Source organism: Shewanella submarina, assembly GCF_042646185.1.
GTDB classification, from domain to species: Bacteria; Pseudomonadota; Gammaproteobacteria; order Enterobacterales; family Shewanellaceae; genus Shewanella; species Shewanella corallii.
This window is the reverse complement of record NZ_JBHRTD010000017.1, coordinates 36,643-59,926: the sequence shown is the minus strand read 5'-3', so window position 1 is coordinate 59,926 and position 23,284 is coordinate 36,643. Positions and strand designations below refer to the sequence as shown.

Annotated in this window: 23 protein-coding genes; 8 read left to right on the top strand and 15 right to left on the bottom strand. The window is 50.6% G+C overall.

All coding sequences use genetic code 11. The annotated features are described in order from the left end of the window. Positions 1-77 precede the first annotated feature (77 nt). The 4 genes from ACFOE0_RS14095 (at position 78) to ACFOE0_RS14080 (ending at position 3,544) form a co-directional block, all read left to right on the top strand. Positions 78-911 carry a CvfB family protein gene (locus tag ACFOE0_RS14095; protein WP_115137695.1) on the top strand — a complete coding sequence of 278 codons (834 nt, stop codon included), beginning with the start codon at positions 78-80 and terminating at the stop codon, positions 909-911. Between the two features lie 228 nt (positions 912-1,139). Next, positions 1,140-1,784 (top strand): YceH family protein, encoded by a 645-nt coding sequence (locus tag ACFOE0_RS14090; RefSeq protein WP_248937087.1) that lies wholly within the window; start codon positions 1,140-1,142, stop codon positions 1,782-1,784. 18 nt (positions 1,785-1,802) lie between these two features. After that, positions 1,803-2,633 (top strand): ABC transporter permease, encoded by an 831-nt coding sequence (locus tag ACFOE0_RS14085; RefSeq protein ID WP_248937086.1) that lies wholly within the window; start codon positions 1,803-1,805, stop codon positions 2,631-2,633. Then, positions 2,630-3,544, top strand: coding sequence for an ABC transporter ATP-binding protein (locus ACFOE0_RS14080; protein ID WP_248937085.1), 915 nt, complete (start codon positions 2,630-2,632; stop codon positions 3,542-3,544). Before ACFOE0_RS14085 ends, ACFOE0_RS14080 begins: the two co-directional genes overlap by 4 nt. 271 nt (positions 3,545-3,815) lie before the next feature. On the opposite strand, the gene ACFOE0_RS14075 is transcribed toward ACFOE0_RS14080, so the two are convergent. Then, entirely contained in the window at positions 3,816-4,025 is a 210-nt protein-coding gene (locus tag ACFOE0_RS14075; protein ID WP_115137691.1) for a cold-shock protein, read from the bottom strand. Positions 4,026-4,324: 299 nt separating this feature from the next. Next, a complete protein-coding gene (gene rlmA, locus ACFOE0_RS14070) occupies positions 4,325-5,158 on the bottom strand; it encodes a 23S rRNA (guanine(745)-N(1))-methyltransferase (protein ID WP_248937084.1) in 834 nt (277 codons plus the stop codon). A 306-nt stretch (positions 5,159-5,464) separates the two neighbouring features. Here rlmA and sbcB point away from each other — a divergent pair, with 306 nt between their 5' ends. After that, positions 5,465-6,880 (top strand): exodeoxyribonuclease I, encoded by a 1,416-nt coding sequence (gene sbcB, locus ACFOE0_RS14065; RefSeq protein ID WP_248937083.1) that lies wholly within the window; start codon positions 5,465-5,467, stop codon positions 6,878-6,880. A gap of 30 nt (positions 6,881-6,910) precedes the next feature. Continuing rightward, positions 6,911-7,801: a cytidine deaminase gene (cdd, locus tag ACFOE0_RS14060; RefSeq protein WP_248937082.1), complete on the top strand. Its 891-nt coding sequence runs from the start codon at positions 6,911-6,913 to the stop codon at positions 7,799-7,801. A gap of 68 nt (positions 7,802-7,869) precedes the next feature. Here cdd and ACFOE0_RS14055 read toward each other — a convergent pair whose 3' ends face one another. The 11 genes from ACFOE0_RS14055 to yceD all read right to left on the bottom strand — a co-directional run bounded on the left by ACFOE0_RS14055 (position 7,870) and on the right by yceD (position 16,565). Next, positions 7,870-8,745 carry an NAD(P)-dependent oxidoreductase gene (locus ACFOE0_RS14055; RefSeq protein WP_248937081.1) on the bottom strand — a complete coding sequence of 292 codons (876 nt, stop codon included), beginning with the start codon at positions 8,743-8,745 and terminating at the stop codon, positions 7,870-7,872. 171 nt (positions 8,746-8,916) lie between these two features. Then, positions 8,917-9,396: an acyl-CoA thioesterase gene (locus ACFOE0_RS14050; RefSeq protein ID WP_248937251.1), complete on the bottom strand. Its 480-nt coding sequence runs from the start codon at positions 9,394-9,396 to the stop codon at positions 8,917-8,919. Positions 9,397-9,510: 114 nt separating this feature from the next. After that, a complete protein-coding gene (locus ACFOE0_RS14045) occupies positions 9,511-9,879 on the bottom strand; it encodes a hypothetical protein (RefSeq protein ID WP_248937080.1) in 369 nt (122 codons plus the stop codon). A gap of 352 nt (positions 9,880-10,231) precedes the next feature. Next, on the bottom strand, positions 10,232-11,473 hold the full coding sequence (gene fabF / locus ACFOE0_RS14040) for a beta-ketoacyl-ACP synthase II (protein ID WP_248937079.1): 1,242 nt from the start codon (positions 11,471-11,473) through the stop codon (positions 10,232-10,234). 182 nt (positions 11,474-11,655) lie between these two features. After that, entirely contained in the window at positions 11,656-11,889 is a 234-nt protein-coding gene (gene acpP / locus ACFOE0_RS14035; protein WP_006081231.1) for an acyl carrier protein, read from the bottom strand. Positions 11,890-12,054: 165 nt separating this feature from the next. Continuing rightward, a complete protein-coding gene (gene fabG, locus ACFOE0_RS14030) occupies positions 12,055-12,801 on the bottom strand; it encodes a 3-oxoacyl-ACP reductase FabG (RefSeq protein WP_248937078.1) in 747 nt (248 codons plus the stop codon). A gap of 11 nt (positions 12,802-12,812) precedes the next feature. Continuing rightward, complete coding sequence (fabD, locus tag ACFOE0_RS14025) at positions 12,813-13,739, bottom strand: ACP S-malonyltransferase (protein WP_248937077.1); 927 nt, start codon at positions 13,737-13,739, stop codon at positions 12,813-12,815. A gap of 101 nt (positions 13,740-13,840) precedes the next feature. After that, the gene (locus tag ACFOE0_RS14020; protein ID WP_115137682.1) at positions 13,841-14,800 is read right to left on the bottom strand and encodes a beta-ketoacyl-ACP synthase III; all 960 of its coding nucleotides are present in this window, start codon (positions 14,798-14,800) and stop codon (positions 13,841-13,843) included. Positions 14,801-14,809: 9 nt separating this feature from the next. After that, positions 14,810-15,838 carry a phosphate acyltransferase PlsX gene (gene plsX / locus ACFOE0_RS14015; protein WP_248937076.1) on the bottom strand — a complete coding sequence of 343 codons (1,029 nt, stop codon included), beginning with the start codon at positions 15,836-15,838 and terminating at the stop codon, positions 14,810-14,812. Between the two features lie 14 nt (positions 15,839-15,852). Next, positions 15,853-16,023 carry a 50S ribosomal protein L32 gene (gene rpmF / locus ACFOE0_RS14010; RefSeq protein ID WP_011496728.1) on the bottom strand — a complete coding sequence of 57 codons (171 nt, stop codon included), beginning with the start codon at positions 16,021-16,023 and terminating at the stop codon, positions 15,853-15,855. 17 nt (positions 16,024-16,040) lie between these two features. After that, positions 16,041-16,565, bottom strand: coding sequence for a 23S rRNA accumulation protein YceD (gene yceD / locus ACFOE0_RS14005; RefSeq protein WP_115137680.1), 525 nt, complete (start codon positions 16,563-16,565; stop codon positions 16,041-16,043). 286 nt (positions 16,566-16,851) lie between these two features. On the opposite strand from yceD, the gene ACFOE0_RS14000 reads away from it, so the two are divergent. Then, positions 16,852-17,439, top strand: a complete 588-nt coding sequence (locus tag ACFOE0_RS14000; protein WP_248937075.1) for a Maf family protein — start codon at positions 16,852-16,854, stop codon at positions 17,437-17,439. Between the two features lie 96 nt (positions 17,440-17,535). On the opposite strand, the gene ACFOE0_RS13995 is transcribed toward ACFOE0_RS14000, so the two are convergent. Together ACFOE0_RS13995 and rluC are read right to left on the bottom strand one after the other, a co-directional pair. Further along, positions 17,536-18,222 carry an HAD-IIIA family hydrolase gene (locus tag ACFOE0_RS13995; protein ID WP_248937074.1) on the bottom strand — a complete coding sequence of 229 codons (687 nt, stop codon included), beginning with the start codon at positions 18,220-18,222 and terminating at the stop codon, positions 17,536-17,538. Positions 18,223-18,299: 77 nt separating this feature from the next. Beyond that, entirely contained in the window at positions 18,300-19,265 is a 966-nt protein-coding gene (gene rluC / locus ACFOE0_RS13990; protein WP_115137811.1) for a 23S rRNA pseudouridine(955/2504/2580) synthase RluC, read from the bottom strand. Positions 19,266-19,857: 592 nt separating this feature from the next. On the opposite strand from rluC, the gene rne reads away from it, so the two are divergent. After that, complete coding sequence (gene rne / locus ACFOE0_RS13985; protein WP_248937073.1) at positions 19,858-23,283, top strand: ribonuclease E; 3,426 nt, start codon at positions 19,858-19,860, stop codon at positions 23,281-23,283. The last annotated feature ends 1 nt before the right edge of the window (position 23,284 follow it).

Genomic DNA, 23,284 nt, shown 5'->3' with positions numbered 1-23,284 from the left:
GAAAATCCGAGCATACGCTCCTTGATTGCCTTATAATTGCCGCCGATCCCAATCAATGTTTAGTAATCGGATAATTCATGATTCAAATCGGTAAAACCTACACGCTGGACGTGGTCAAACAGGTCAACTTCGGCTTCTATCTCAATGCTCACGAACTGGGTCAGGTATTGCTGCCCAACAAGTTGGCACCAAAGGAGCTGGAAGTGGGTCAGCAGGTAGAAGTTTTCCTCTATCTGGATTCCGACGATATGGTGATTGCTACCACCCAGAAACCCAAAGCTCAGATTGGTGAGTTTGCCCTGTTGAAGATAGTGTCTGTGGGACGCATCGGTGCGTTTCTGGATTGGGGACTGGATAAAGACTTGCTGCTGCCGTTTGCTGAGCAGGTACGCCCTCCGGAAGAAGGTCGCGGCGTATTGGTGCATGTCCACACCAACCGCGCCGATGAGCGTATCGTGGCGTCAGCAAAAATTGATAAGTTTCTCGATAAAACCCCTGCCCATTATAAAGATGGTCAGCAGGTAGATATTATTATCGCCGGCACCACAGATCTGGGCTACAAGGCGATTATCAACAACCGCCACACAGGTGTGATTTATACCAACGAAGTATTTAAGCCGCTGAAGTATGGTCAGCGCCTTAAGGCTTACATTAAGCAGGTTCGCCACGATGGCAAAGTAGACCTGCAGTTGCAGCGTGGCTCAAAAGCGGAGCTGGATCAGTTCTCAACACTGATCCTGAGCAAGTTGCAAAAGGCCGGTGGTTTCCTGCCCCTTACAGACAAAACTGACGCTGACGTGATTTACCAGCAGCTGGGCATGAGTAAGAAAGCCTTTAAAAAGAGCATTGGTGGCCTTTACAAGCAAGGCAAGCTGACCATTGCTGACGATGGTTTACACCTGACTGAATAAGGCGAAAAACACTGCACTAAAGCACTCCAACGGAGTGCTTTTTTATTGCCTTTGTGGCGGCATGCACCTGAGTGTTAAAGCCGGGACTTACATTTATCAGCACATAAACCTCTGCTTAATTCGCATTCAATTACACTTTTATCCTGAGATAATCAGCAGCTTGTCTATGGTCGGACCCAGGTAGCAGTGATATAACAGACTAAGGTATCCGCATAATGAGAAGTGAATATGCAATTGAACAGTATCGAAGGACGCATTATTGGCTGTCTGCTGGAAAAAGAAGTTACCACCCCAGAGCAGTATCCCCTTTCCCTTAATGCGCTGACCCAGGCCTGTAATCAGAAAACCAGCCGGGATCCCGTCATGGCGCTGTCCGAAGTGGACGTACAATCAGGGCTCGACAGCCTCAACAAGAAGCGCCTGATCAGCGAGCAGTCCGGTTTTGGCAGTCGCGTCGTCAAGTACAAGCACAGATTCTGCAATACCGAGTTTTCAGACGTTCAGCTGAGCAAGGCCGAGTTTGCCATTGTTTGTCTCTTGCTGCTGCGTGGTCCTCAAACCCCGGGCGAACTGCGTACCCGCGCCGGTCGTCTGTATGAGTTTTCTGCCATCGAAGAGGTGGAAAAAGCCCTGAGTGCACTGGCCGGACGCGAAGAGCCAATAGTGAAAATTCTGCCCAGAGAGCCAGGAAAAAGAGAGAGCCGCTACACCGAACTCTTCAGTGAGGAGGCAGCTAATCTTCCGACTGGTGAGCTCCCGGTAGCTTCTGCTGAGCCCGCGTCTCCGGCGCTGGCAGAGCGGGTTACCCAACTCGAGCTGGAAGTGACTGAGCTGAAAGCCCAGGTGGCTGAACTGAAAGCACTGCTTGAATAATTACAACAAGGATTATGAATGACAAACCAGACCATCATCCCGCGACCAGCCAGCCTTTGGCTTATCGCGCAATTTGAATTAAGAAAAGCCCTCAGCGGTACCCGTGGGCTGATCGGCCTGGGCGCCTTTATTCTCTGCTGGCTGGTGCTGCTGATTTACCCCATAGGCAGCGCGGCAAACTGGCTGTCTCAGCCGGGTTTTATCGATATGGTCCGGGCGTTTACCGAAGGCCAGGCCAATGAAATCCTCAGCTGGAAAGTCCCCGAAATGGCCATGTTCTGGGTACTGGCGCTGTATCTGTTCCCCCTGTCGGTATTAATGGTTTCAGCGGATATGTTTGCCACCGACAGACAACAGGGAACGTTAAGATTTCTGCTCCAGCGAGCCAGTCGGCACGAGATTTTCTGGGGACGCTTACTGGGCCACCTGATCCTGCAAACTCTGCTTATTGCGCTCGCCATTGCCGCTACCCTGTTAATGGCAATGCTCAGACAGGCTGATACCCTGGCAGCAGGGTTACAACAAGCAATATGGGTGTTGCCTGCACTGGTTATCAACGCGCTGCCCTATCTGGCGTTGATGGCGCTGTTATCTGTGGTTTGCCGCTCCTCAAGAATGAGCATACTTTGGGCCATCATCATATTGTTATTGGGCGGTCTGGTGATACAGCTGCTGACCTATAACCTGCCGATGCTGTCGTTTATGACAGATATTATTCCCGGCAGTCAGCTGAGCGATATGATCAACACCAAAGGGGCGGGAGTCCTGGGCCATATACTCATCCCTGTTATCCAATCTTTGCTTCTGTTGGCCGCCGGCGCCATCATCTTCTGGAGGAAACGCCTGTGAGCCTGATTAAATGTGACCAAGTAAGCCTGAGTTATGGCAGCCATCGGGCGCTTGATTGTTTGAGCTTTACCGTGGAATCCGGCGGCCCTGTCGCACTGGTGGGCCCCAATGGTGCCGGTAAGACCAGCCTGTTCAGCTGCCTGTGCGGTTACCAGCGTCCTGACTCGGGAAGCATCAGCGTGTTGGGTCATGCCCCTGGCTCTGCAGCATTGGCTGGCCGATTGGCCGCCCTGCCCCAGGACGCCAAACTGGATGCCAGATTCAGCATCAAGGCTCAGCTAACCTACTTTGCCCGCCTGCAGGGAATGTCAGCCAAGCAGGCACAGACTGAAGCGATGCGAGTATTGGCTTTGGTGGATCTTGAAGGCATCGCAGACAAACAGCCTTCTGAGCTCAGCCACGGTATGAACAAGCGTGTCAGTATCGCCCAGGCTCTGCTTGGCAACCCTGAGTTGGTGTTGCTTGATGAGCCTACCGCAGGCCTGGATCCCGCCAATACCAAAGCCATCAGGGAGTTAATTAAGAGTCTGAAAGATCAGACTCAGTTTATGATCAGCTCCCACAACCTGGATGAGCTGGAGAAACTTTGCAGTTCAGTGCTCTATATCGACAAAGGCCAGCTGACTAAATCCATGGCGGTTGAGTCCGCTGATGCAGGCGTCAGTTACCTCACGCTTAAAATGATGAGTGCAGACGATCAGACTCTGTTACCGGCACTGGAACGTCTGACCGGCGTCAGCAAGGTTGAACAAACAGCTGCGGGTGAGTTTGTATTGCAGACACAACCCAGACAGGGGCATCAACTTGAGTCTGAGGTGCTGGAACTGCTTTCAGCTCACGGATGGCAGTATCGTATGTTGCTCAATGGCAGAACGCTGGAAGACTCACTCTTCTCTTCCGCCTCCCAGTAGCCAGCCATACTCAGGCCGATAAATGCCGGTACTCCACGGATTACCGGCATTTTTGTATTCAGGGACACGCTTAAAGGGAACTGTAAAAAGGAGATAATAGAACTGTGGTACAGGTGCCAATGTTAACCACATTGGACAGGCGTGAACTGCTGAGGCTGGAGAAAAGGACGATTGGTATTGAAGCTCTGTGTCTGAACGTCAGACACAAAAAAGCTGCGATTAACGCAGCTTTTTAGTTTTTTACCTAAGCCCCTAAAGGCTAGAGTAAAAATTAACCGATTACGGTTACGTTCTCAGCCTGAGGACCTTTCTGACCTTGGGTCACAGTGAAAGATACTTTCTGACCTTCGTCCAGAGTCTTGAAACCGTCAGTCTGGATAGCGCGGAAGTGTACGAATACATCTGGGCCACCTGGCTGCTCGATGAATCCGAAACCTTTATCAGCGTTGAACCATTTAACGGTACCAGTTACTTGAGACATGATTGTCATCCTTTTAAATTAAAACACAAGCCATAAACGGCAGTGGAGCTGAAATTGCCGGTATTACTTATGTTAACAGGACGAAACTGGTCGTAATGAAGACATAATATAAGCCCAACTTTCAAGCCATACTGAATATAAACTATTCTCCAGCTAAGTCAACCTGGATAATTCCTATTGGAACTCTAATTTTCCTTTATTTTTTCTGGACTTTGTGAGTTTATCCGCGACTTGTACCAAAGTGACCAGCAATGTCGTTGAAAACCAACAAAATCCCTTTTGCAATTAACAATTTATTATCAGCTTGCAGCTAAATCATGGTTTTTGCGATGGACCTCAACAAAAAAGTCCAGTTCGCACTCCAGGCCTGTTTTTGCCAACTGCTGTTTTTCTGTGCTGGCAAATTTCCAGGCATAGGGCGTCATTTCCAGAAAATGCAAAACCATGTCACCTGGAGGCAAACACAAGACGGAAGTCAGGTTTTCCTGATGTACCTTCTCAAAGCCCTCCAGGGCTGTGTCTTTCACTTCATGAAATCTGGGTTCATCATAAATCATCTGCTTCAACGCATAATGATGAGTTTTTCCGGGAGACACGGTAATTAATGTGGCACCGGGTTTCAGCACCCTCGCCATCTCTGCCGCTTTCGATGGCGCGTATATCCTCAGCATCAGGTCGAAGCTGGCATCAGCAAACGGCATATCATAGCTGGAGGCCACACTGAAGCGGATATCCCGGTAGCGCTTGGCTGCATAACGCAGCGCGGCTCTGGAAATATCCAGACCATAAACGCTCATCTCATTGTCATCACTCAGCAGCGCCTGCTGCAGCCTTTGGGTGTAATACCCTTCACCGCAGCCCAAATCCAAAACCTGAGTACTGTCCTTTGCAAATTCCTGGGCCAGTTCACCCACTCTTTGACTGAGAAACTCATAGTGTCCGGCGTCCAGAAAACTGCGTCTGGCCAACATCATCTCTTTATTGTCACCTGGGTCTTTGGACTTCTTCTTATTAACAGGCAACAGATTAATATAGCCCTCTTTGGCAAAATCAAACCTGTGTCCACTGGCACACGCCAGACTTCTGTCAGCGTTAAACAGTTGGGAGCGGCATAAAGGGCAAATGTAGTTCATGGAAAATCAAGGCCAGGACTTTTGAAAAGCCGAATGATACACCAATCAGACTCGACTGGTTCAATCAGGGCTGCGGAAATGAGCAAATCTGCAGCAGGGCGATGAGATAACCCCGGCAAGATAAGCTTTATCAGTGTTATTTCATGATATGCTTCGACTATCTATGGAGAAACTCTTGGCATGGGCTAATATCCTCAGCAAATTCAAGAGCCGAATGCGGATTGTCAACGCTGCCGCACTCATGCCACAGTACATCATCAACGCCGGCATTGTCGGCCAAGCTAAAACAACAGCCAATAACACCAGATGACTAAATTCGCCGAGCCCACATTCTTTTGGCACGATTACGAAACCTTCGGTGCCAGCCCAGCTAAAGACCGGCCTTCACAATTCGCCGGGATCCGTACAGACGCAGATCTGAACATTATTGGAGAGGAAGAAACCTTTTATTGTCAGGTTGCGCCAGACTACCTGCCCTCACCTGAAGCCATTTTGATCACAGGTATCACTCCGCAACTGGCCAATATGAAAGGGATGCCGGAAAGTGAATTTATGGGCCGGATTAATGAGCTATTCAGCCAGCCCAATACCTGTGTTGTCGGCTATAACTCTCTGCGATTCGATGATGAAGTCAGCCGCTACGGTTTCTACCGTAACTTTATCGACCCCTATGCCCGTGAATGGAAAGATGGTAACTCCCGCTGGGATTTGATCGACCTGGTGCGCGCCTGTTATGCCCTGCGTCCGGAAGGTATCAACTGGCCGACCAAAGAAGATGGCACACCGTCTTTTAAACTGGAGCACCTGACAGCAGCCAATGGACTGAGCCATGAGAAGGCTCACGACGCCATGTCCGATGTGTACGCCACTATCGCCATGGCTAAATTGATTAAAGAAAAGCAGCCCAAGTTGTTCCAGTACTATTTTGGTCTGCGTCGTAAGCAGGAAGTGGCTAAGCACCTGGATGTACTGAATATGCAGCCTCTTTTGCATATCAGCAGTAAAGTGAGTGCAGCCAATGGCTGTGCCACTCTGATAGCTCCTGTCGCCCATCATCCCGACAACAAAAACGCCATTATTTGCGTCAACCTGGCGATGGACCTGTCCCCACTGTTTGAGCTGGACGTGGAGACGATTCGGGAGCGAATGTACACACCCCGAAGGGATTTGGCAGAGGATGAGTTGCCGATCCCGGTAAAGCAGGTTCATCTCAACAAATGTCCATTTGTTGCCACCGCCAAGTCCCTTACCGATGAGAATGCGGCGCGTCTTGGGTTTGATAAAGATTTTGCCCGGGAGCAGTACAAGTTGTTAAAGCAACATCCGGATATTCGTCAGAAACTGGTGGCACTGTTTGAAGAGGGTTATGAGTCAAAAGAGACCGACCCTGACTTTATGCTCTATTCAGGTGGATTCTTCAGTCATGCAGATAAAGCCAAAATGGATATTATCCGCAATACAGCACCTCAGAATCTGGCCGCGCTGGAGCTGCAATTTGATGATCCCCGCCTAAAGGAGATGTTATTCCGGTTTAAAGCACGAAATTATCCGGAGACACTGGATTATCAGGAGTCAGTAAGGTGGCGTGAATTCTGTCAGCAACGTTTGTCTGCAGATCCAGACTATGTCATCAAACTGGAAAACCTGTTGGAAGAAACTGCACAGGACGAGCACAAACAAAAGCTGCTGCGAGCCCTTGTTCAATATTTGCAGTCGCTGTGATCAACTTTTTTTGTTAGTAAGGAAAGGGAAATGCAAGACAGATTTGTTGCACGCATAACCCAGGTGCCAGAGATTCTGGCCACCCCGCTTATCCCTTTACTGGGTGCTTCTTTCTCCGGTCATATCAGCAAAGCTGAGCTGGAAAATCTGATAGCCGATTCGGGCATGGAAAAAAATGAACTGCTGCTGGCTCTACTGCCCATTGCCGCAGCCTTGGCCAATCCACCTATCAGTGATTTTTATGTGGGTGCCATTGCCATAGGTAGATCAGGCGATCTCTATATGGGCGCCAACATGGAGCTTGCCGGTGAAGCCCTGGGTCAGGCGGTACATGCGGAGCAAAACGCCATCAGCCACGCCTGGCTGAAAGGTGAGGCAGGTATCGAAGATATTATTGTAAATGCCTCTCCCTGTGGGCACTGTCGCCAGTTTATCAATGAATTAGTGCAAGGTTCAGATATCCGTATCCACCTGCCGGGTCAGGCCACAGCCCCTTTGGCGCATTACCTGCCCTATGCTTTTGGTCCAAAAGATCTGAATATCACTGCCCCGCTGCTTACGCCTCAGAGTATAGAGCTGGCACTGGAAACCGATGACCCCTTGCTGATTGAAGCCCTTGACCAGGCCAACCAAAGTTATGCCCCCTACAGCAGCAACCATGCTGCAGTTGCTATTGAAACTCACGATGGGCAGGTGTTTGTAGGGCGTTACGCCGAAAACGCGGCCTTCAACCCATCCATGATGCCTTTGCAGATGGCGCTGGGCTGTTTGATGCGCCATAACCTTGGCTTCGACGCCATCGAGCGTGTGGTACTGCTTGAGTCCTCCGCCGGTAAAATCTCCCTGGCGAATGCCTCAGTTGCGGCGCTGTGCGCTGTCACCCAGGTTCAGCTTGAACATGTGGTCGCTGAGCCCTGCTGAGGCCTGTAGTCACCCCGGTCACAAAAAAGGACAGCAGATGCTGTCCTTTTTTATGGCAAGTCACGGTATCAACCACGGTTCTTTTCAAGTCTGGCCATCAGGCTAGAGGTATCCCAGCGGTTGCCCCCCATAGACTGCACTTCGGCATAAAACTGATCCACAAGGGCAGCCAGGGGTAAGGTTGAGCCGTTACGTCGGGCCTCATCCAGGGCAATACCCAGATCTTTGCGCATCCAGTCGATGGCGAAACCGAAGTCATACTCTCCAGCCCACATAGTCTGGTAGCGGTTTTCCATCTGCCAGCTTTGGGCTGCGCCCTTACTGATCACCTCTACCACCTTTTCACCATCAAGACCTGCGCTCCGGGCAAAGTGAAGGCCTTCAGACAAGCCCTGTACCACGCCGGCGATACAGATTTGATTCACCATCTTGGTCAACTGACCACTGCCCACCTCGCCCATCAACTCACAGCAACGGGCAAAGGCATCAATCACTGGCCTGGCGCGGTCAAAAATCTCAGGCTCACCACCGACCATCACAGTCAGCACGCCGTTTTCGGCCCCCGCCTGTCCTCCGGACACAGGTGCATCCAGAAAGTATGCGCCCTTGGCTTTAAGCGCAGTACTAAGCTCTCTGGCCACTTCTGTCGAGGTCGTGGTGTTGTCTATCAAAATGGCATCAGCTGCGATGGAATCCATAATGCCCTGCGCTCCTGTCACGACCTGGCGCAGATCATCATCATTACCCACACAGGTAAAGATAAACTCAGCTCCCCGGGCGGCCTCTGCCGGTGTGGCCTGAAAAGTACCGTCATACTCCTGCGCCCAACGCTCAGCTTTCGCCGTGGTGCGGTTATATACACTAACCTCGTGCCCTGCCAGCTTTAAATGTCGTGCCATGGGATAGCCCATTACGCCAAGACCAATAAACGCTACCTTTGCCATTCTATTCTCCGGGTACAGATACAATTTGTGCACCGTATCTTTTTATATTGATTATTAAAGTGCTGGCAGTTTAACACGGCCACAGAGGAAGTTAAGGCAGCTGGATATGACATTCTGACATAACAAAAAAGGTACCCTGAGGTACCTTTGAATGGTTTGGGATGGAATAGACTACTGCTTGATATGGGCTTCCATCTCGCTGGTAATCTTCTTGCGCATCTCCATCAGGCGAATCGCAGAATCACGTAACGCAATATCCTCCTGACTCTCAGGGATCCACTCAGGAACCTGAGTCGGCTGGCCATGATCATCGACCGCCACCATAATCACCACGCAATGGGTAGTCAGTTGACGTTGCTGATGCTTGGGGTCGCCGGCTCTGACATCAATGCCAAGGTGCATCGAGGTACGTCCGGTGTAGATCACCTTGGCACTCACCTCCACCAAACTGCCGACCTGAATAGGCTTAACAAAGCGAATACCACCTGCATAGGCAGTAATACAGTACTTGCCGCTCCAACCCGCCGCACAGGCGTAGGCTGCGAGGTCAATCCATTTCATCACGGCGCCGCCGTGTACCTTGCCGCCAAAATTCACATCAGCAGGCTCGGCCAGGAACCTCAGGGTAATTTCACGCTGCCTGTCAGTCATCATCGTTATTCCGCCATAAAAGGTCTTGCTTAGTATCACTATAGCTTAAGTCAGACGGACACAAGGGCACAGAGATAAATTAAGGTGCTGGTTTATCAGCGCATTTACTGAACATCAACCCAGATAGATAGCCAGGCCACAGGTAATAAACACCAGAGGTAACGCCATACGCCATACCCAGACCTGTGCGCCACGGCTCACCATACGGCCACCTTTCGCCATGGTGTATGCCACAAGGCCTGCGATGAACAAGCCAATATACTCAACCCCACTCCACAGTCCTTTGGCAGACGTCAGCTCAATGCCACTGATAAGCAACCCAAACCATACAAGAATGTACGCTGATACTGCCAGATAGAAGGTTAGTGTGTCCGGGCTCAAATCCTCATGATATTGAGAGGTTTCGCCCCGTACAAAGTCAGTCAGATTGGCAGTCACCGCGCCGGTGGCGGTTGCCAGAGGCAAAAGAAGTAGATTGAGCATAATTGCAGCGTCCATTGAGAATAGTTAACGGCTTGCATTATTGGCAGCAATCCATCCTTAACCAAGCATTGTTAATAAAGGTTAACCCTTGATTAATTTGGAAAAGGACTACAGCCTGCCAGGCTCTTGGTCAAAGTGCTGCGAGAGCCACCCATAGAGACAATTCGAGTCACAAACCGGGCTCCAAAAAGCAGGTTCACCCAATAACCCGGGGGGTGTCGGTTGAAGTGACTAAAGCCGGAGATGAGACAAGCCTCACATCCAGAGTTCAGAAATGGCACACGGGAGCCGGACATTAAAAAAGCGCCATTGAGGCGCTTTTTATCGAGCGAATGTTGTCAGCCTTTAGACATCACACTTTCTTGAACAGCAAAGAGCCGTTGGTGCCACCAAAGCCGAAGGAGTTACACAGAGCATACTCCAGGCCTTTGGTTTGACGGGCAGTGTGAGGAACAAAGTCCAGGTCACAACCTTCATCCGGGTTATCCAGGTTGATGGTTGGTGGCACGGCCTGATCTTTCAACGCCAATACGGTGAAGATAGCTTCTACCGCACCGGCGGCACCCAGCAGGTGGCCTGTCATGGATTTGGTTGAACTGACCATCAGGTTATAAGCGTGGTCACCAAATACAGTTTTCATACCGGCGGCTTCGGCTTTATCACCCGCTGGCGTTGAGGTGCCGTGAGCATTGATATAACCCACAGACTCTTTGGCAATACCGGCATCTTTAATGGCATTTTCCATCGCCAGTGCACCGCCGCTGCCATCAGCTGGAGGTGAAGTCATGTGGAAAGCATCACCACTCATACCGAAGCCAACCAGTTCACCATAGATGGTGGCACCACGGGCTTTGGCGTGCTCATACTCTTCCAGCACCATCACACCGGCACCGTCACCGATAACAAAACCATCACGGTCTTTATCCCATGGACGGCTGGCCTGCTCAGGAGAGTCGTTACGGGTAGACAGAGCCTTGGCTGCAGAGAAGCCACCTACGCCCATAGGGCTGGTCACATCTTCCGCACCACCGGCGACCATTACGTCTGCATCACCGTAAGCAATAGTACGGGCTGCAAAACCTATGTTGTGCACACCTGTGGTACAAGCCGTGGTCACCGCGAAGTTAGGGCCACGCAAACCGTACATAATAGACAGGTGACCAGCTACCATGTTGATAATGGTGCTTGGCACAAAGAATGGGGAGATCTTACGGGCACCACCATTGATATAAGCGCTGTGGTTTTGTTCAATCAACCACATACCGCCCATACCGGCACCAATTGCAGTACCTGCGCGGGTCAGGTCGAGCTTGTCCAGCTCCAGACCTGAATCGTTCAGCGCCTGCACGCCTGCGGCAATACCATACTGAATAAAGAGGTCCATCTTACGGGCATCTTTTTTAGACAGGTACTGCTCGACATTGAAATCTTTTACAGAGCCGCTGATACGGGTACCAAACTCACTGGCATCAAACTTGGTGATAGGAGCGATACCACTTTTACCGTCCAGCAGGGCTTTCCAGGTAGAATCTACTGTGTTGCCAACCGGGGTCACCAAACCCAGGCCGGTAATCACGACACGACGTTTAGTCACTGTATTTACCTTCTTTCAAACTTTTCTGTTTCCCGGCGTCCCCCATTGGGATCAGGTCGAAACCTCGGCTTACCAGGAGCAACCACCGAATAGTTACGGTGAATGGCGCTAACAACAGAATACTCGCTTAAGCCTTAAACAAAAACAGGCGGCATATTGCCGCCTGTTTTCAGGAATTCTGATTACTGATTCTTGGAAACGTAATCGATCGCAGCCTGAACGGTAGTGATCTTTTCTGCTTCTTCATCAGGGATCTCAGTGTCAAACTCTTCTTCCAGAGCCATTACCAACTCAACAGTGTCCAGAGAATCGGCACCCAGATCGTCAACGAAAGAGGCCGCTGGCTTAACGTCTTCTTCTTTAACGCCCAGTTGCTCTACAATGATTTTCTTTACACGTTCTTCGATGTTGCTCATTAGTTTTCTTTCCTATTCAAATTACGCACTTGCGTAAGATTGCGAGTAGTTTATTCGATTTAGCTGACAATGCAAGTCCAGTTTTTGTGGTCTAACCACGAGCCTGATACTTGAATTGCCGCGGAATCTCCCACTCAAACGCGGCAAATTCCCTGCGTTTTGCCATTAAACCATATACATGCCGCCGTTCACATGCAAAGTTTCGCCTGTGATGTAAGCAGCTGTATCTGATGCCAAAAAGACAACCGCATTAGCGATTTCCTGAGCCTGCCCAAGGCGCTCCATTGGCACCTGAGACATGATGGCCTTCTGCTGATCTTCGGTCAGCTCGTCCGTCATGTCTGTCTGGATAAATCCAGGAGCAATAGCATTGACTGTAATTTGACGGGATGCAACCTCTTTAGCCAGAGATTTAGTGAATCCCACCAGTCCTGCTTTGGCTGAACAATAGTTTACCTGTCCTGGATTGCCCATGGAACCTACTACGGAACCAATATTGATAATGCGCCCAAAACGTTTCTTCATCATGCTGCGCATCACAGGCTTGGACAGGCGGAACAGTGAGGTCAGGTTGGTATCAATGATATCCGTCCACTCGTCATCTTTCATACGCATGAACAGGTTGTCTTTGGTGATACCTGCGTTGTTGACCAGAATATCCACATCACCAACACGCTCTTTGATATCCGCGTACATTTGCGCCACAGACTCACTGCTGGTGACGTTCAATACCAGACCAAAGCCGTTATCACCCAGGTATTCGCTGATGGCAGCGGCACCTTTTTCACTGGTGGCAGTGCCAATCACAGTAGCACCGGCTTCCACCAGAGTGGTGGCAATCGCTTTACCGATACCACGGCTTGCACCTGTTACCAGGGCAACCTTTCCGGACAGTTCCAGAGAGATACTCATTTGATACTCCTTTATTCGGTCAATGCGGCTACCGATGCCACATCGTTGGCAGCCTTGGCAGTCAGGCTACGGTTAATTCGCTTGGCCAGACCGGTCAACACTTTACCCGGGCCAACCTCAACCAGCTGCTCGATACCTTCAGCAGCCATGGCTTCAACTGTCTCACTCCAGCGAACCGGACAGTACAGTTGACGTACCAATGCATCTTTGATGTCAGCGGCAGCACCTGGGCTGGCAACATCAACATTGTTGATCACTTTGATTTGTGGCTCGTTGAAGGCAACAGACTCCAGAGCTACCGCCAGTTTCTCTGCGGCAGGCTTCATCAGCGCACAGTGAGAAGGCACACTGACCGGCAGAGCCACGGCCATTTTCGCACCGGCCTCTTTACAAGCTGCAGCCGCACGTTCGACCGCGTCTTTGGCACCTGCAATCACCACCTGTCCGGGGCTGTTGAAGTTCACAGGACTAACCACTTCGCCCTGAGCGGCTTCTTCGCATACTTTGGCGATAGCGTCGTTGTCCAGGCCGATAATAGCGAACATGGCGCCAGTTCCGGCAGGCACAGCCTGTTGCATCAACTGACCGCGAAGTTCAACCAGCTTCACCGCATCTTTAAAATCAATCACTCCGGCGCAGACCAGTGCAGAGTATTCACCCAGGCTGTGTCCGGCCATCACGGCAGGAGCGGCTTTGCCGCTGGCCTGATACACACGCCAGATGGCAACACTGGCAGTCAGCAGCGCAGGCTGGGTCTTGTCGGTCTCATTCAGCTTCTCGGCAGGACCATCCTGCACCAAAGCCCACAGGTCATAACCCAAAGCGTCGCTGGCTTCGGCGAAAGTTGCCTGCACGATTTCATGCTCAGCAGCCAGATCGGCCAACATGCCAACGGCCTGGGAACCCTGCCCAGGGAAAACAAATGCGGTCTTTTCCATATAATTCACCTTCAGGATGTGCCAGCAAAACACTGGCACCTAAGTTCAGTGATCAGGACCGGAGCACTCCGGCCCTCAGTTATTCTTATAGTGATCCGAATTTAGAAACGGACCAGGGCGCTGCCCCAGGCAAAACCTGCGCCAAACGCTTCCAGCAACAGCAACTGACCACGCTGAATGCGGCCGTCACGAACAGCTTCATCCAAAGCGATAGGCACTGAGGCTGCTGAGGTGTTGCCGTGCTTGGCCAAAGTGACGACCACTTTATCCATGCTCATGCTCAGCTTTTTGGCTGTCGCAGCGATAATGCGGTAGTTGGCCTGGTGAGGAACCAACCAGTCAATGTCGCTCTTATCAATTTCATTAAGGCGCAATGTTTCAGTGACCACGTGGGACAACTGGGTCACAGCGACCTTGAATACATCATTACCTTTCATGGTGATGAAATTATTGACGTCTTCTTTATCGAAGCCGCGGGAAGGCATTGGGCACTTAAGCAGATCGGCATAACGGCCGTCAGCATAGATATGGGTATTAAGGATGCCCGGCTCTTCACTGGCACCAACCACTGCAGCACCGGCGCCATCACCGAACAGAATCACTGTGGTTCTGTCTTCCGGCTGGCAGAAGCGTGACAATACGTCAGCACCGATAACCAGCACCTTTCCTGCTGCACCTGTTTTAACGAACTGGTCAGCAATAGAAAGTGCATAAACAAAGCCGGAACAGGCTGCCGCCACATCAAATGCGGGAATAGTCTTTACACCCAGCTTGGCCTGAATTTCACAGGCAGCGGCAGGAAATGCATTGTCAGCACTGGTGGTGCCCACAATAATCATATCCAGTTCGCTGGCCTCAAGGCCTGCCATTTCCAGAGCTTTTACAGCAGCTTCATAGCCCATGGTGGAGACGGATTCTTCACTGCCTGCAATACGACGTTCAGAGATCCCGGTACGCTCAATAATCCACTGGTCACTGGTTTCCACCATCTTTTCCAGATCCTGATTACTGCGCACCTGCGCCGGCAAATAGCTGCCGGTACCAAGAATTTTTGTATACATAAGGAGAAATCAGCTGTTTATATCTAAAAGAATCGACTCTAAACGATCTTTTATCATTTCAGGGAGTCGACGTTGTGCCTCAGTTACCGCAAGACATATGGCTTGCAGGTAAGCTTCCTGATCGGCATTACCATGGCTCTTGACGACTATTCCGCGCAATCCTATCAGACTTGCACCGTTATACTGGTCGGGGTTCATCTGGCTGAGAACTTTTTGAATTCTCGGCGCTATTAGTCTGGCGAGGAAACGTACAAGAAAGCCTTCTGTCAGTCCCTTTTTTAATTGATGTACCAGAAGTCTGGCAATCCCTTCGGATGTTTTCAGCGTGATATTACCCACAAAGCCGTCACAGACAATCACATCGACATTGCCTGTGTAAATTTCGTCGCCTTCGATATAACCGACGTAATTCAGTTGTGGGGTATCCTGGAGATATTGAGCCGCCTGCTGCACATTATCATTGCCCTTGATTTCTTCATTACCCACATTCAGCAGGGCAACTCGGGGGCGTTCCCGTTTTTCAACGGTTTCAAACAGCACAGAGCCCATCACTGCAAACTGAAACAGAGCTTCAGCATCGCAGGTCACATTGGCACCCAAATCCAGTAAGTAGGCAGGATTTCCTTTTGATGTCGGCAAACTGCTCACCAACGCCGGACGATCTACGCCGGGCAAGGTTTTCAACAGCACTTTGGCCAACGCCATCAGGGCCCCTGTATTACCGGCACTGACACAGGCATCAGCTTTACCATCACGAACGGCTTCAATCGCCAGGCGCATGGAACTTTGCTTGTAACGTCTCAGAGCGTGAATAGGGCGATCGTTCATCTGCACCATCTCTGTGGTGTGAACTATCTCTATGCGGGATATTTGGCCGGTATCAGCCAATTGCAGCAAAGGCTCTATTTTGGTCTTGTCGCCGACCAAAATGATATTGAGGTTGGGTTGAATTGTCAGTGCCTGCAAGGCTGCAGGCACTGTGACATGGGGGCCGTGGTCGCCACCCATTACATCCAACGCGAGCGTCAGATTTGTCATAAGCTAAGCAACAATTACTTGTTGATTACCTTTTTACCACGGTAGAAGCCATCAGCAGTCACGTTGTGACGCAGATGCAGTTCACCGCTGGTAGCGTCTACAGACAACTGAGCAGTGCTCAGTGCGTCGTGTGAACGGCGCATACCACGCTTAGAACGAGATTTTTTATTCTGTTGTACAGCCATTTGACCTGTCTCCTAGATTACTTGCTCTTCAGTTTTTCTAACACTGCAAACGGATTTGGACGCTCCTCTTGAGTGAGGTCAATTTCGCCTACAACCACATCTTTGCTGCCCTGATTGCAATCCTCATCGTCATGCATAGGGATCAAAGGTATGGCCAAAATCAACTCATCTTCGATAAGTTGGTGCAGACGGATTTCACCGATTTCATTGCACTCAATAGGGTCATACGCATCCGGGAGCTCATCGATTTCTGCCTGAGTCCTGCAAGGACTGTAGCAAAAGTCGACCGTAACCTCAGTGGTAAAGTGTGTCATGCAACGTTGACATAGCAGAGTGAGCTCCGTCACAGCCTTCCCTTTCAGGTAGACTATCCCCTGTAGATCAACACCACATTCCAGTGACACAGTCACATCGGAACAGTCGCCGGCACATAACTCGTTTAATCGCTTGAGCTGCTTACCTGGTACTACACCCTCATAAGAAGAGCGAGACTGGGCAGCACGCGCAGGATCAATTGAGACCGGTATCTTTACTGTTTGCATAAGGCGCGCATATTATAGTTTGAAAACGTCGGAGTCAAAGAAAAAATTCCGCCTTAGTTCGCATTACTGCGCTTTGGGGCATTAGCCCGCCGACCCCAGGATAGGCGGACGCGAAATTTTACCCAAGCCCCCGCATCCAGACAAGCACCACAAGTACAAAATAAGAGCGCTTACGGTGCCTTCAGCAATGAATTTACGCCACTCTGGCATCCGGGTAAACCAGCCTTGCGTAAATCGCTGCAATGATCGCACAATTGCAGCCAATTTTCACAACAGCTCATCAATCATGTCTACAACACCAAAAATTATCCTGGCCTCCACTTCCAGCTTTCGCAAAGCGCTGTTGGAGAAGCTGCATCTTCCTTTTATTACCGCGTCTCCTGAAACCGATGAAACGCGGCTGGATAATGAGACCGCTGAATCACTGGTATTGAGACTGGCTAAAGCCAAAGCTCTTGCCGTCGCCGACAATCAGTCCGGCATTATTATTGGCTCAGATCAGGTCGCAGTGGTGGACGGCAAGATTATCGGTAAGCCGTTAAGCCGCGACAAAGCAATTGAGCAACTTAAATCCCAAAGCGGTAAAACCATCACCTTTTATACCGGGCTTGCGGTATTTGATACGGCCAGCCAGCACATGCAAGCGGAAGTTGAACCATTCCATGTGACGTTCAGGAAGTTAACCCAGGCTGAAATTGAAGCTTATGTCGACGCCGAAGAACCCTGGTACTGCGCTGGCAGTTTTAAAAGCGAAGGACTGGGAATTACCCTGTTCGACAAACTGCAAGGGCGGGATCCCAATACCCTGATTGGCCTGCCATTAATCCTGCTTTGTGAATACCTGAGGAAACTGGGCCTTCAGCTTCCCGCCTAGCCAGGTTTCAACCTGTATGAAACAGGAATAAAAAAGCCCCGCTGTTATTCAGCAGGGCTTTTCTATTTATATGTAGAGATTTTATAAACAGGGCGTTCAGGCAACCTCAGCTCTGATGATCACCTTCATCAGCTCCAGAGGATGATCGATAATCGCTAGAGGTGAGGCAGTCTGAAGCTGCGCTATAGTGAACGCACCATAGCTGACACCCACGGCATCCATACCTATGTTGTTGGCCATCTCCAGATCCATCAGTGCATCACCGACCATCAGCGCCCGGGATACAGGGACGTCGAGCTCATTAAGCAATTGCTCCAGCATCAGTGGATTGGGCTTACTCAAAGCTTCATCTGCACAGCGACTGGCGACGAAGTAGCCTCCCAGCTCCGACTCTGACAGTAAGCGGTTAAGCCCTTCCCTGCCCTTGCCCGTGGCGACAGCTAATTTATACCCCTGGGCTGAAAGGGCCTCCAGTAAAGACTCAACCCCTTCAAATATTGGACTTGGAGTAGAATCCAACTCCACATAGTGGCGACGATAGCCTTCAACAAACAGTGGGATATCTCCTTTTACCCGCTCGCCAAACAGACGTATCAGTGCCTCTTCCAATGAATAGCCAATGATGCTGCGGATGGCATCGTCGGTTGGCACATCCAGGTCATATTCAAGTGACAGGCTTTTAACGCAGGCAAGAATCTTGGGCACTGAGTCCATCAAGGTGCCATCCCAGTCAAAAATCACCAGGTCATAGTGGGCGGGGAGCTGATTAGTAGCCTGAGTCATGGAGGGGTTAATCCTTTAAAATACAGCTTGAAACAAAAGCCAGGAGGCATCCCGGCTTTATTCAGTTCATTGTTTGGTTACTGTTTGGTTTTGGTCAGTTTAGCCAAAGTGGCTTCAAGATTTTCATCCAGAGGCGCCTTCACTGTCATATACTCTTCAGTCTCAGGGTGAATGAACTTGAGTTGAGCGGCGTGCAGGAACAAACGATTCAGTCCCTGTTCGCGCATGCTGTCGTCAAACTTCTGCTCGCTGTACTTATCATCACAGGCAATAGGATGCCCGGCATACTGACAGTGAACCCGAATCTGGTGGGTACGACCCGTCACCGGACTGGCCTGGACCAAGGTGGCACCATGATAATGCTGCATGATCTTGAATCGGGTCTCGGAAGGCTTGCCCTCCTTGTTTACCCGCACGATGCGTTCACCGGATTTCAGCGTCAATTTCAATAAAGGCGCTTTAACCACTCTCTCGTGAGCCTGCCAACTGCCACGCACCAGAGCCAGATAATCCTTCTGCATCTTTTTATAACGCAGCTGGTCATGCATATGCTTCAGGGCGCTGCGCTTCTTGGCGATCAACAAAATCCCTGAGGTATCTTTATCCAGACGGTGTACCAGCTCCAGGAACTTCTGGTCAGGATAAAGTACCCGCAGGGCTTCAATCACACCATAATCCACACCACTGCCACCATGCACTGCAATACCTGCGGGCTTATTCAGGGCAATCAGGTGTTTATCTTCATAAACGATTCTGTTCTTCAGCTGAGACACCCGGTTCAGCCCGGCGGAAGGCGCTTTACGCTCATCGCGCTCGGCGACACGGACAGGCGGAATACGCACCTGATCTTCCATCTGCAGCTTATATTCCGGCTTGATACGCTTTTTATTGACCCGAACCTCGCCCTTGCGAACGATGCGATAGATCATGCTCTTTGGCACGCCTTTCAGTTGAGTCATCAGGAAATTATCGATTCGCTGTCCGGCGTGATCTTCATCGATGCTGACTATCCGGACCTGCTGTTGGGCTTGTTCTTTATTCATGGTGGACCACTTCATTAACACGGCGCCATTGTACATCAGACAGGGTTCATTTGCGGCTTTCCATTGCTGATTTTTTTGATTGTTGCTATATTTCACCGACGAATGGGGAAAATCCGCGACTAAAGTCAGTGGCAAATGTACCATTCATCAGTGGGTTGACAGCAAATTCATAAAACTCATCTCTGGTCGCAAATCACTGATTTGCAAACCTTGGAAGAAGGTAAAATAGAGAAAATACAGGTTTTTAAGGTTAAACCGGAATGAGACTGCCATTTGCAGTTCATAATTTGCTCACAAACCGCACCGAACTCGAATAAAATGTTAACCGGTCGTCAGACAACAGAGATCGACTTCGGCATTAACGGACTTAGCTAGAAATTTATGGGGTTGGTTGACGTTTAACAACGAATTCCTTGTTTTTGTATTTATTTAAAAATAAGCCATAAATTGGATGCGACACGCAGCGATGCGTCTAACAGAAATGCGCTCCCCCTTGCCTGCAGACCAGCCGTGAGGCTGTAGATTATCCATGCGCAGGCCCGTAATGCAGCGATCACGTTGCTGATGACATCTAAAGAAGAATGACGTCATCATGAAACGTATGTTAATCAATGCAACTCAATCGGAAGAGTTGCGTGTTGCCCTCGTTGACGGGCAACAGCTTTATGATCTGGATATCGAAAGCCCAGGCCATGAGCAAAAAAAGGCTAATATCTACAAAGGTAAGATCACCCGCGTAGAACCCTCCCTTGAAGCTGCCTTCGTCGATTACGGCGCTGAGCGTCACGGCTTCCTTCCCCTGAAAGAAATTGCCCGCGAATATTTCCCCAAAGGCTATGCATTCCAGGGCCGCCCCAACATTAAAGAGGTGGTACAGGAAGGTCAGGAAGTTATCGTACAGATCGACAAAGAAGAACGTGGCAACAAGGGCGCAGCCCTGACCACCTTTATCAGTCTGGCGGGTTCTTACTTGGTATTGATGCCAAATAACCCACGTGCGGGTGGCATCAGCCGTCGCATCGAAGGTGATGAGCGTAACGAGCTTAAAGAAGCCATGTCTGCGCTGGAAGTACCACAGGGTATGGGGCTGATTGTCCGCACCGCTGGTGTTGGTAAAGAAGCTGCTGAACTGAAATGGGATTTGAATGTCCTGCTGCACCACTGGGCTGCTATCAAAGAAGCTGCCGACAGTGCGCCTGCACCATTCCTTATCCATCAGGAAAGTAACGTTATCGTGCGTGCCATTCGCGACTACCTGCGTCGTGACGTTGGCGAAATCCTGATTGACCACGCCAAAATTTATGAAGAAGCCAAACAGCATATCGGTTTGGTTCGTCCTGATTTTGTTGAGCGTGTTCGCCTGTACAAGTCTGAAGTACCTCTGTTCACTCACTATCAGATCGAGTCTCAAATCGAGTCTGCGTTCCAGCGCGAAGTGCGTTTGCCTTCCGGTGGCTCTATCGTTATCGATCCAACTGAAGCACTGACCTCAATCGATATCAACTCTGCCCGCGCAACCAAGGGTGGCGATATTGAAGAGACCGCACTGAATACCAACCTGGAAGCGGCTGACGAGATCGCCCGCCAGTTGCGCCTGCGTGACCTGGGTGGTCTGGTGGTTATCGACTTTATCGATATGACACCAGCCCGTCACCAGCGTGAAGTTGAAAACCGTCTGCGTGATGCTGTTCATCAGGATCGTGCCCGCGTTCAGCTGGGCCGTATTTCCCGCTTTGGTCTGATGGAAATGAGCCGTCAGCGTCTGCGTCCATCTTTGGAAGAGTCTGCTGCTCACCTGTGTCCACGCTGTCATGGTCAGGGCACCATTCGTGGCACCGAATCTCTGGCGCTGTCTATTCTGCGCCTGATGGAAGAGGAAGCAATCAAAGAGAATACTTCTCAAATTGAAGCAATTGTTCCTGTTGATGTTGCGGCCTTCCTGCTGAACGAAAAGCGTAAAGCTATCCGTATCACTGAACAGCGTCATGGCGTTGAAGTATACGTGATCCCTGATTCTCATATGATGACCCCTGAATACAAGGTTATCCGTCACCGTAAAGATGATGAGATTCAAGAAGCCAGCTATAAGCGTTCTGAGACCCCAGAGCGTAAACTGTACGAGCCTCGCAAGCTTGAGCGCGCTGCGCCGGCAGAACCTGCACTGAAAGGTTTCTCTGCGCCTAAGAATCCACCTGAGCAAGCTGTTGCTGCCAAGCCTAAGGCTAAACCTCAGCGCCAGGCCAAGCCTGCTGAAGAAAAGCCAGGCCTGCTGAGCCGTCTGTTCAAAGCGATTGGCTCCCTGTTCTCCTCTGACGACAAAGAGGAAGAAACCAAGAAGTCCCGTAATGAGCAGTCTGGTAAGCGCGGTCAGTCCAACACCAACCGCCGTAACCGCCGCAATGATAACCGCCGTAACCGCAATGCAGACGGTGAAAAAGCTGATGGTAACCAGGACAAGCGTCGTGGCAACAAAGCTGACAACGCCGGCGAACAACGTTCAGAGCGTAAAGAGCGTAATCCACGTAACAAGGACAAGCGTCAGAAGGATCAGGTTAAAGAGCGTGATACCGAGCAAACTGCAAAGTCCGACAAGCCTGAGCAGGAAGCCAAGCAGCCTAAGCAGGAAGCCGTTCGTGAACGTCGCCAGCGTCGTAACATGCGTCGTAAAGTGCGTATGGATGATGGTGCTCAGGAAGCGGAAGTAAAAACCAACCAGGCAGCTGACACAGCTGAAGAGCAAGCGACTCAGGTCGAAGCCAAAGAGAACAAGCGTAACCAACGTCGTCGTAAGCCAGAACAAGCTGACAACGCTGTTGAAGCAGAAGCAACCAAAGCCGAAGTAGAAACCAAGGCCGCGGAAGTGACTGCCCAGAGCGCTCCTCAGGAAACTGCCGAGAAGCCTCAGGTTGAGAAAGTTGAAACAACTGACGCAACTGAAGAGTCTGGTGAAGATAAGCCACAGCGTGACAGCCAGCGTCGCAGCCGTCGTAGCCCACGTCATCTGCGTGCTGCCGGTCAGCGCCGTCGTCGCGATGAGCAGGAAGCTGCTGCCAAGCAGGAATCTGACGAATCTGCTGAAGTCACAGTGGTTGAAGCCAACGAAGAGATCATCGAAGTGGCTTCTGTACAGGCTTCTGCTCAGGAAACTGCGCAGCCTGAAGTGAAAGCTGAAGAGACTGTTGAAGTTAAGGCCGACGCAACTGAAGATAAAACTGAAGCTGTTGAAGCGAAAGCGGAAAAGCCAGTAACTCCAGCTCGCAAGGCTCAGGCAAGCTCCGCCTCTGCTGCCCCGGCTCGTCCTACACCTGTAGCCAAAGCTGAAGTAAAAGCAGAAGTTCAGAGTGAAGACGCAAGCGCCAAGCAGGAAGCTGTGGCAGAAACCAGCGCTCCTGCGGAGGCAGAAAGCAAGGTTGAAGTCAAAGCTGAAGCTCAGACTGAGGTTACTGAAACAGTGGCTGCACAGCCAACTCCTGAAGCCAAAGTTGAAGCTAAAGCTGTTGCTCAGGAAACGGTAAAGACTGAAGAAGCAGCTGCAGAAGTTGTCGAGGCTAAGGTTGAAACCCAGGTTAAGGCTGAAGTGGTTGAGGCCAAAGTCGAAACCGAGAGCAAAGCTGAAGCGGGTGAAGCTAAGGTCGACACTGAAGCCAAAGAAGCAGAAACTTCTATTGAAGCCGAAGAGAAGGTTAAACAGGCTTCTGCACCTATGGCCAAACCGTCAGTACAGATGCCAACACGTCAGCCAGCTGCTGTTAAAGCCGTTGAGCAAGCTGATACTGTTGAAGTTGAAGCCCCAGCACCAGCCGAAGCCATAGAGCCAAAGAGTGTTGAAGCTGCTCCTGCAGCGAAACATTCCGGTAGCCGTTTTGGAACCATGGTGTCTTCTCAGACGACCAAACCACAAATCGATACCCGTGCTCAGGTTGAAACACCTAAAGGTCGTGAATACCAGCCTGGCAGCGCCGAGCAGAGCCAGAGGGTAAGCGGTAACCAGGCAAACTCTGAGATGGCACGTCCGTAAC

Bases quoted from the DNA above. Each gene is read 5' to 3' on its own strand.
- ACFOE0_RS14075 (WP_115137691.1), bottom strand. From the start codon at position 4,025: ATGTCTCAAGTAACTGGTACCGTTAAATGGTTCAACGCTGATAAAGGT.
- rlmA (WP_248937084.1), bottom strand. From the start codon at position 5,158: ATGAACTACATTTGCCCTTTATGCCGCTCCCAACTGTTTAACGCTGAC.
- rluC (WP_115137811.1), bottom strand. From the start codon at position 19,265: ATGAATAAAGAACAAGCCCAACAGCAGGTCCGGATAGTCAGCATCGAT.
- ACFOE0_RS14055 (WP_248937081.1), bottom strand. From the start codon at position 8,745: ATGGCAAAGGTAGCGTTTATTGGTCTTGGCGTAATGGGCTATCCCATG.
- ACFOE0_RS14020 (WP_115137682.1), bottom strand. From the start codon at position 14,800: ATGTATACAAAAATTCTTGGTACCGGCAGCTATTTGCCGGCGCAGGTG.
- rne (WP_248937073.1), top strand. From the start codon at position 19,858: ATGAAACGTATGTTAATCAATGCAACTCAATCGGAAGAGTTGCGTGTT.
- acpP (WP_006081231.1), bottom strand. From the start codon at position 11,889: ATGAGCAACATCGAAGAACGTGTAAAGAAAATCATTGTAGAGCAACTG.
- ACFOE0_RS14045 (WP_248937080.1), bottom strand. From the start codon at position 9,879: ATGCTCAATCTACTTCTTTTGCCTCTGGCAACCGCCACCGGCGCGGTG.
- ACFOE0_RS14000 (WP_248937075.1), top strand. From the start codon at position 16,852: ATGTCTACAACACCAAAAATTATCCTGGCCTCCACTTCCAGCTTTCGC.
- cdd (WP_248937082.1), top strand. From the start codon at position 6,911: ATGCAAGACAGATTTGTTGCACGCATAACCCAGGTGCCAGAGATTCTG.
- plsX (WP_248937076.1), bottom strand. From the start codon at position 15,838: ATGACAAATCTGACGCTCGCGTTGGATGTAATGGGTGGCGACCACGGC.
- fabG (WP_248937078.1), bottom strand. From the start codon at position 12,801: ATGAGTATCTCTCTGGAACTGTCCGGAAAGGTTGCCCTGGTAACAGGT.
- sbcB (WP_248937083.1), top strand. From the start codon at position 5,465: ATGACTAAATTCGCCGAGCCCACATTCTTTTGGCACGATTACGAAACC.
- ACFOE0_RS14050 (WP_248937251.1), bottom strand. From the start codon at position 9,396: ATGACTGACAGGCAGCGTGAAATTACCCTGAGGTTCCTGGCCGAGCCT.
- yceD (WP_115137680.1), bottom strand. From the start codon at position 16,565: ATGCAAACAGTAAAGATACCGGTCTCAATTGATCCTGCGCGTGCTGCC.
- ACFOE0_RS14095 (WP_115137695.1), top strand. From the start codon at position 78: ATGATTCAAATCGGTAAAACCTACACGCTGGACGTGGTCAAACAGGTC.
- ACFOE0_RS14085 (WP_248937086.1), top strand. From the start codon at position 1,803: ATGACAAACCAGACCATCATCCCGCGACCAGCCAGCCTTTGGCTTATC.
- fabD (WP_248937077.1), bottom strand. From the start codon at position 13,739: ATGGAAAAGACCGCATTTGTTTTCCCTGGGCAGGGTTCCCAGGCCGTT.
- rpmF (WP_011496728.1), bottom strand. From the start codon at position 16,023: ATGGCTGTACAACAGAATAAAAAATCTCGTTCTAAGCGTGGTATGCGC.
- ACFOE0_RS13995 (WP_248937074.1), bottom strand. From the start codon at position 18,222: ATGACTCAGGCTACTAATCAGCTCCCCGCCCACTATGACCTGGTGATT.
- ACFOE0_RS14090 (WP_248937087.1), top strand. From the start codon at position 1,140: ATGCAATTGAACAGTATCGAAGGACGCATTATTGGCTGTCTGCTGGAA.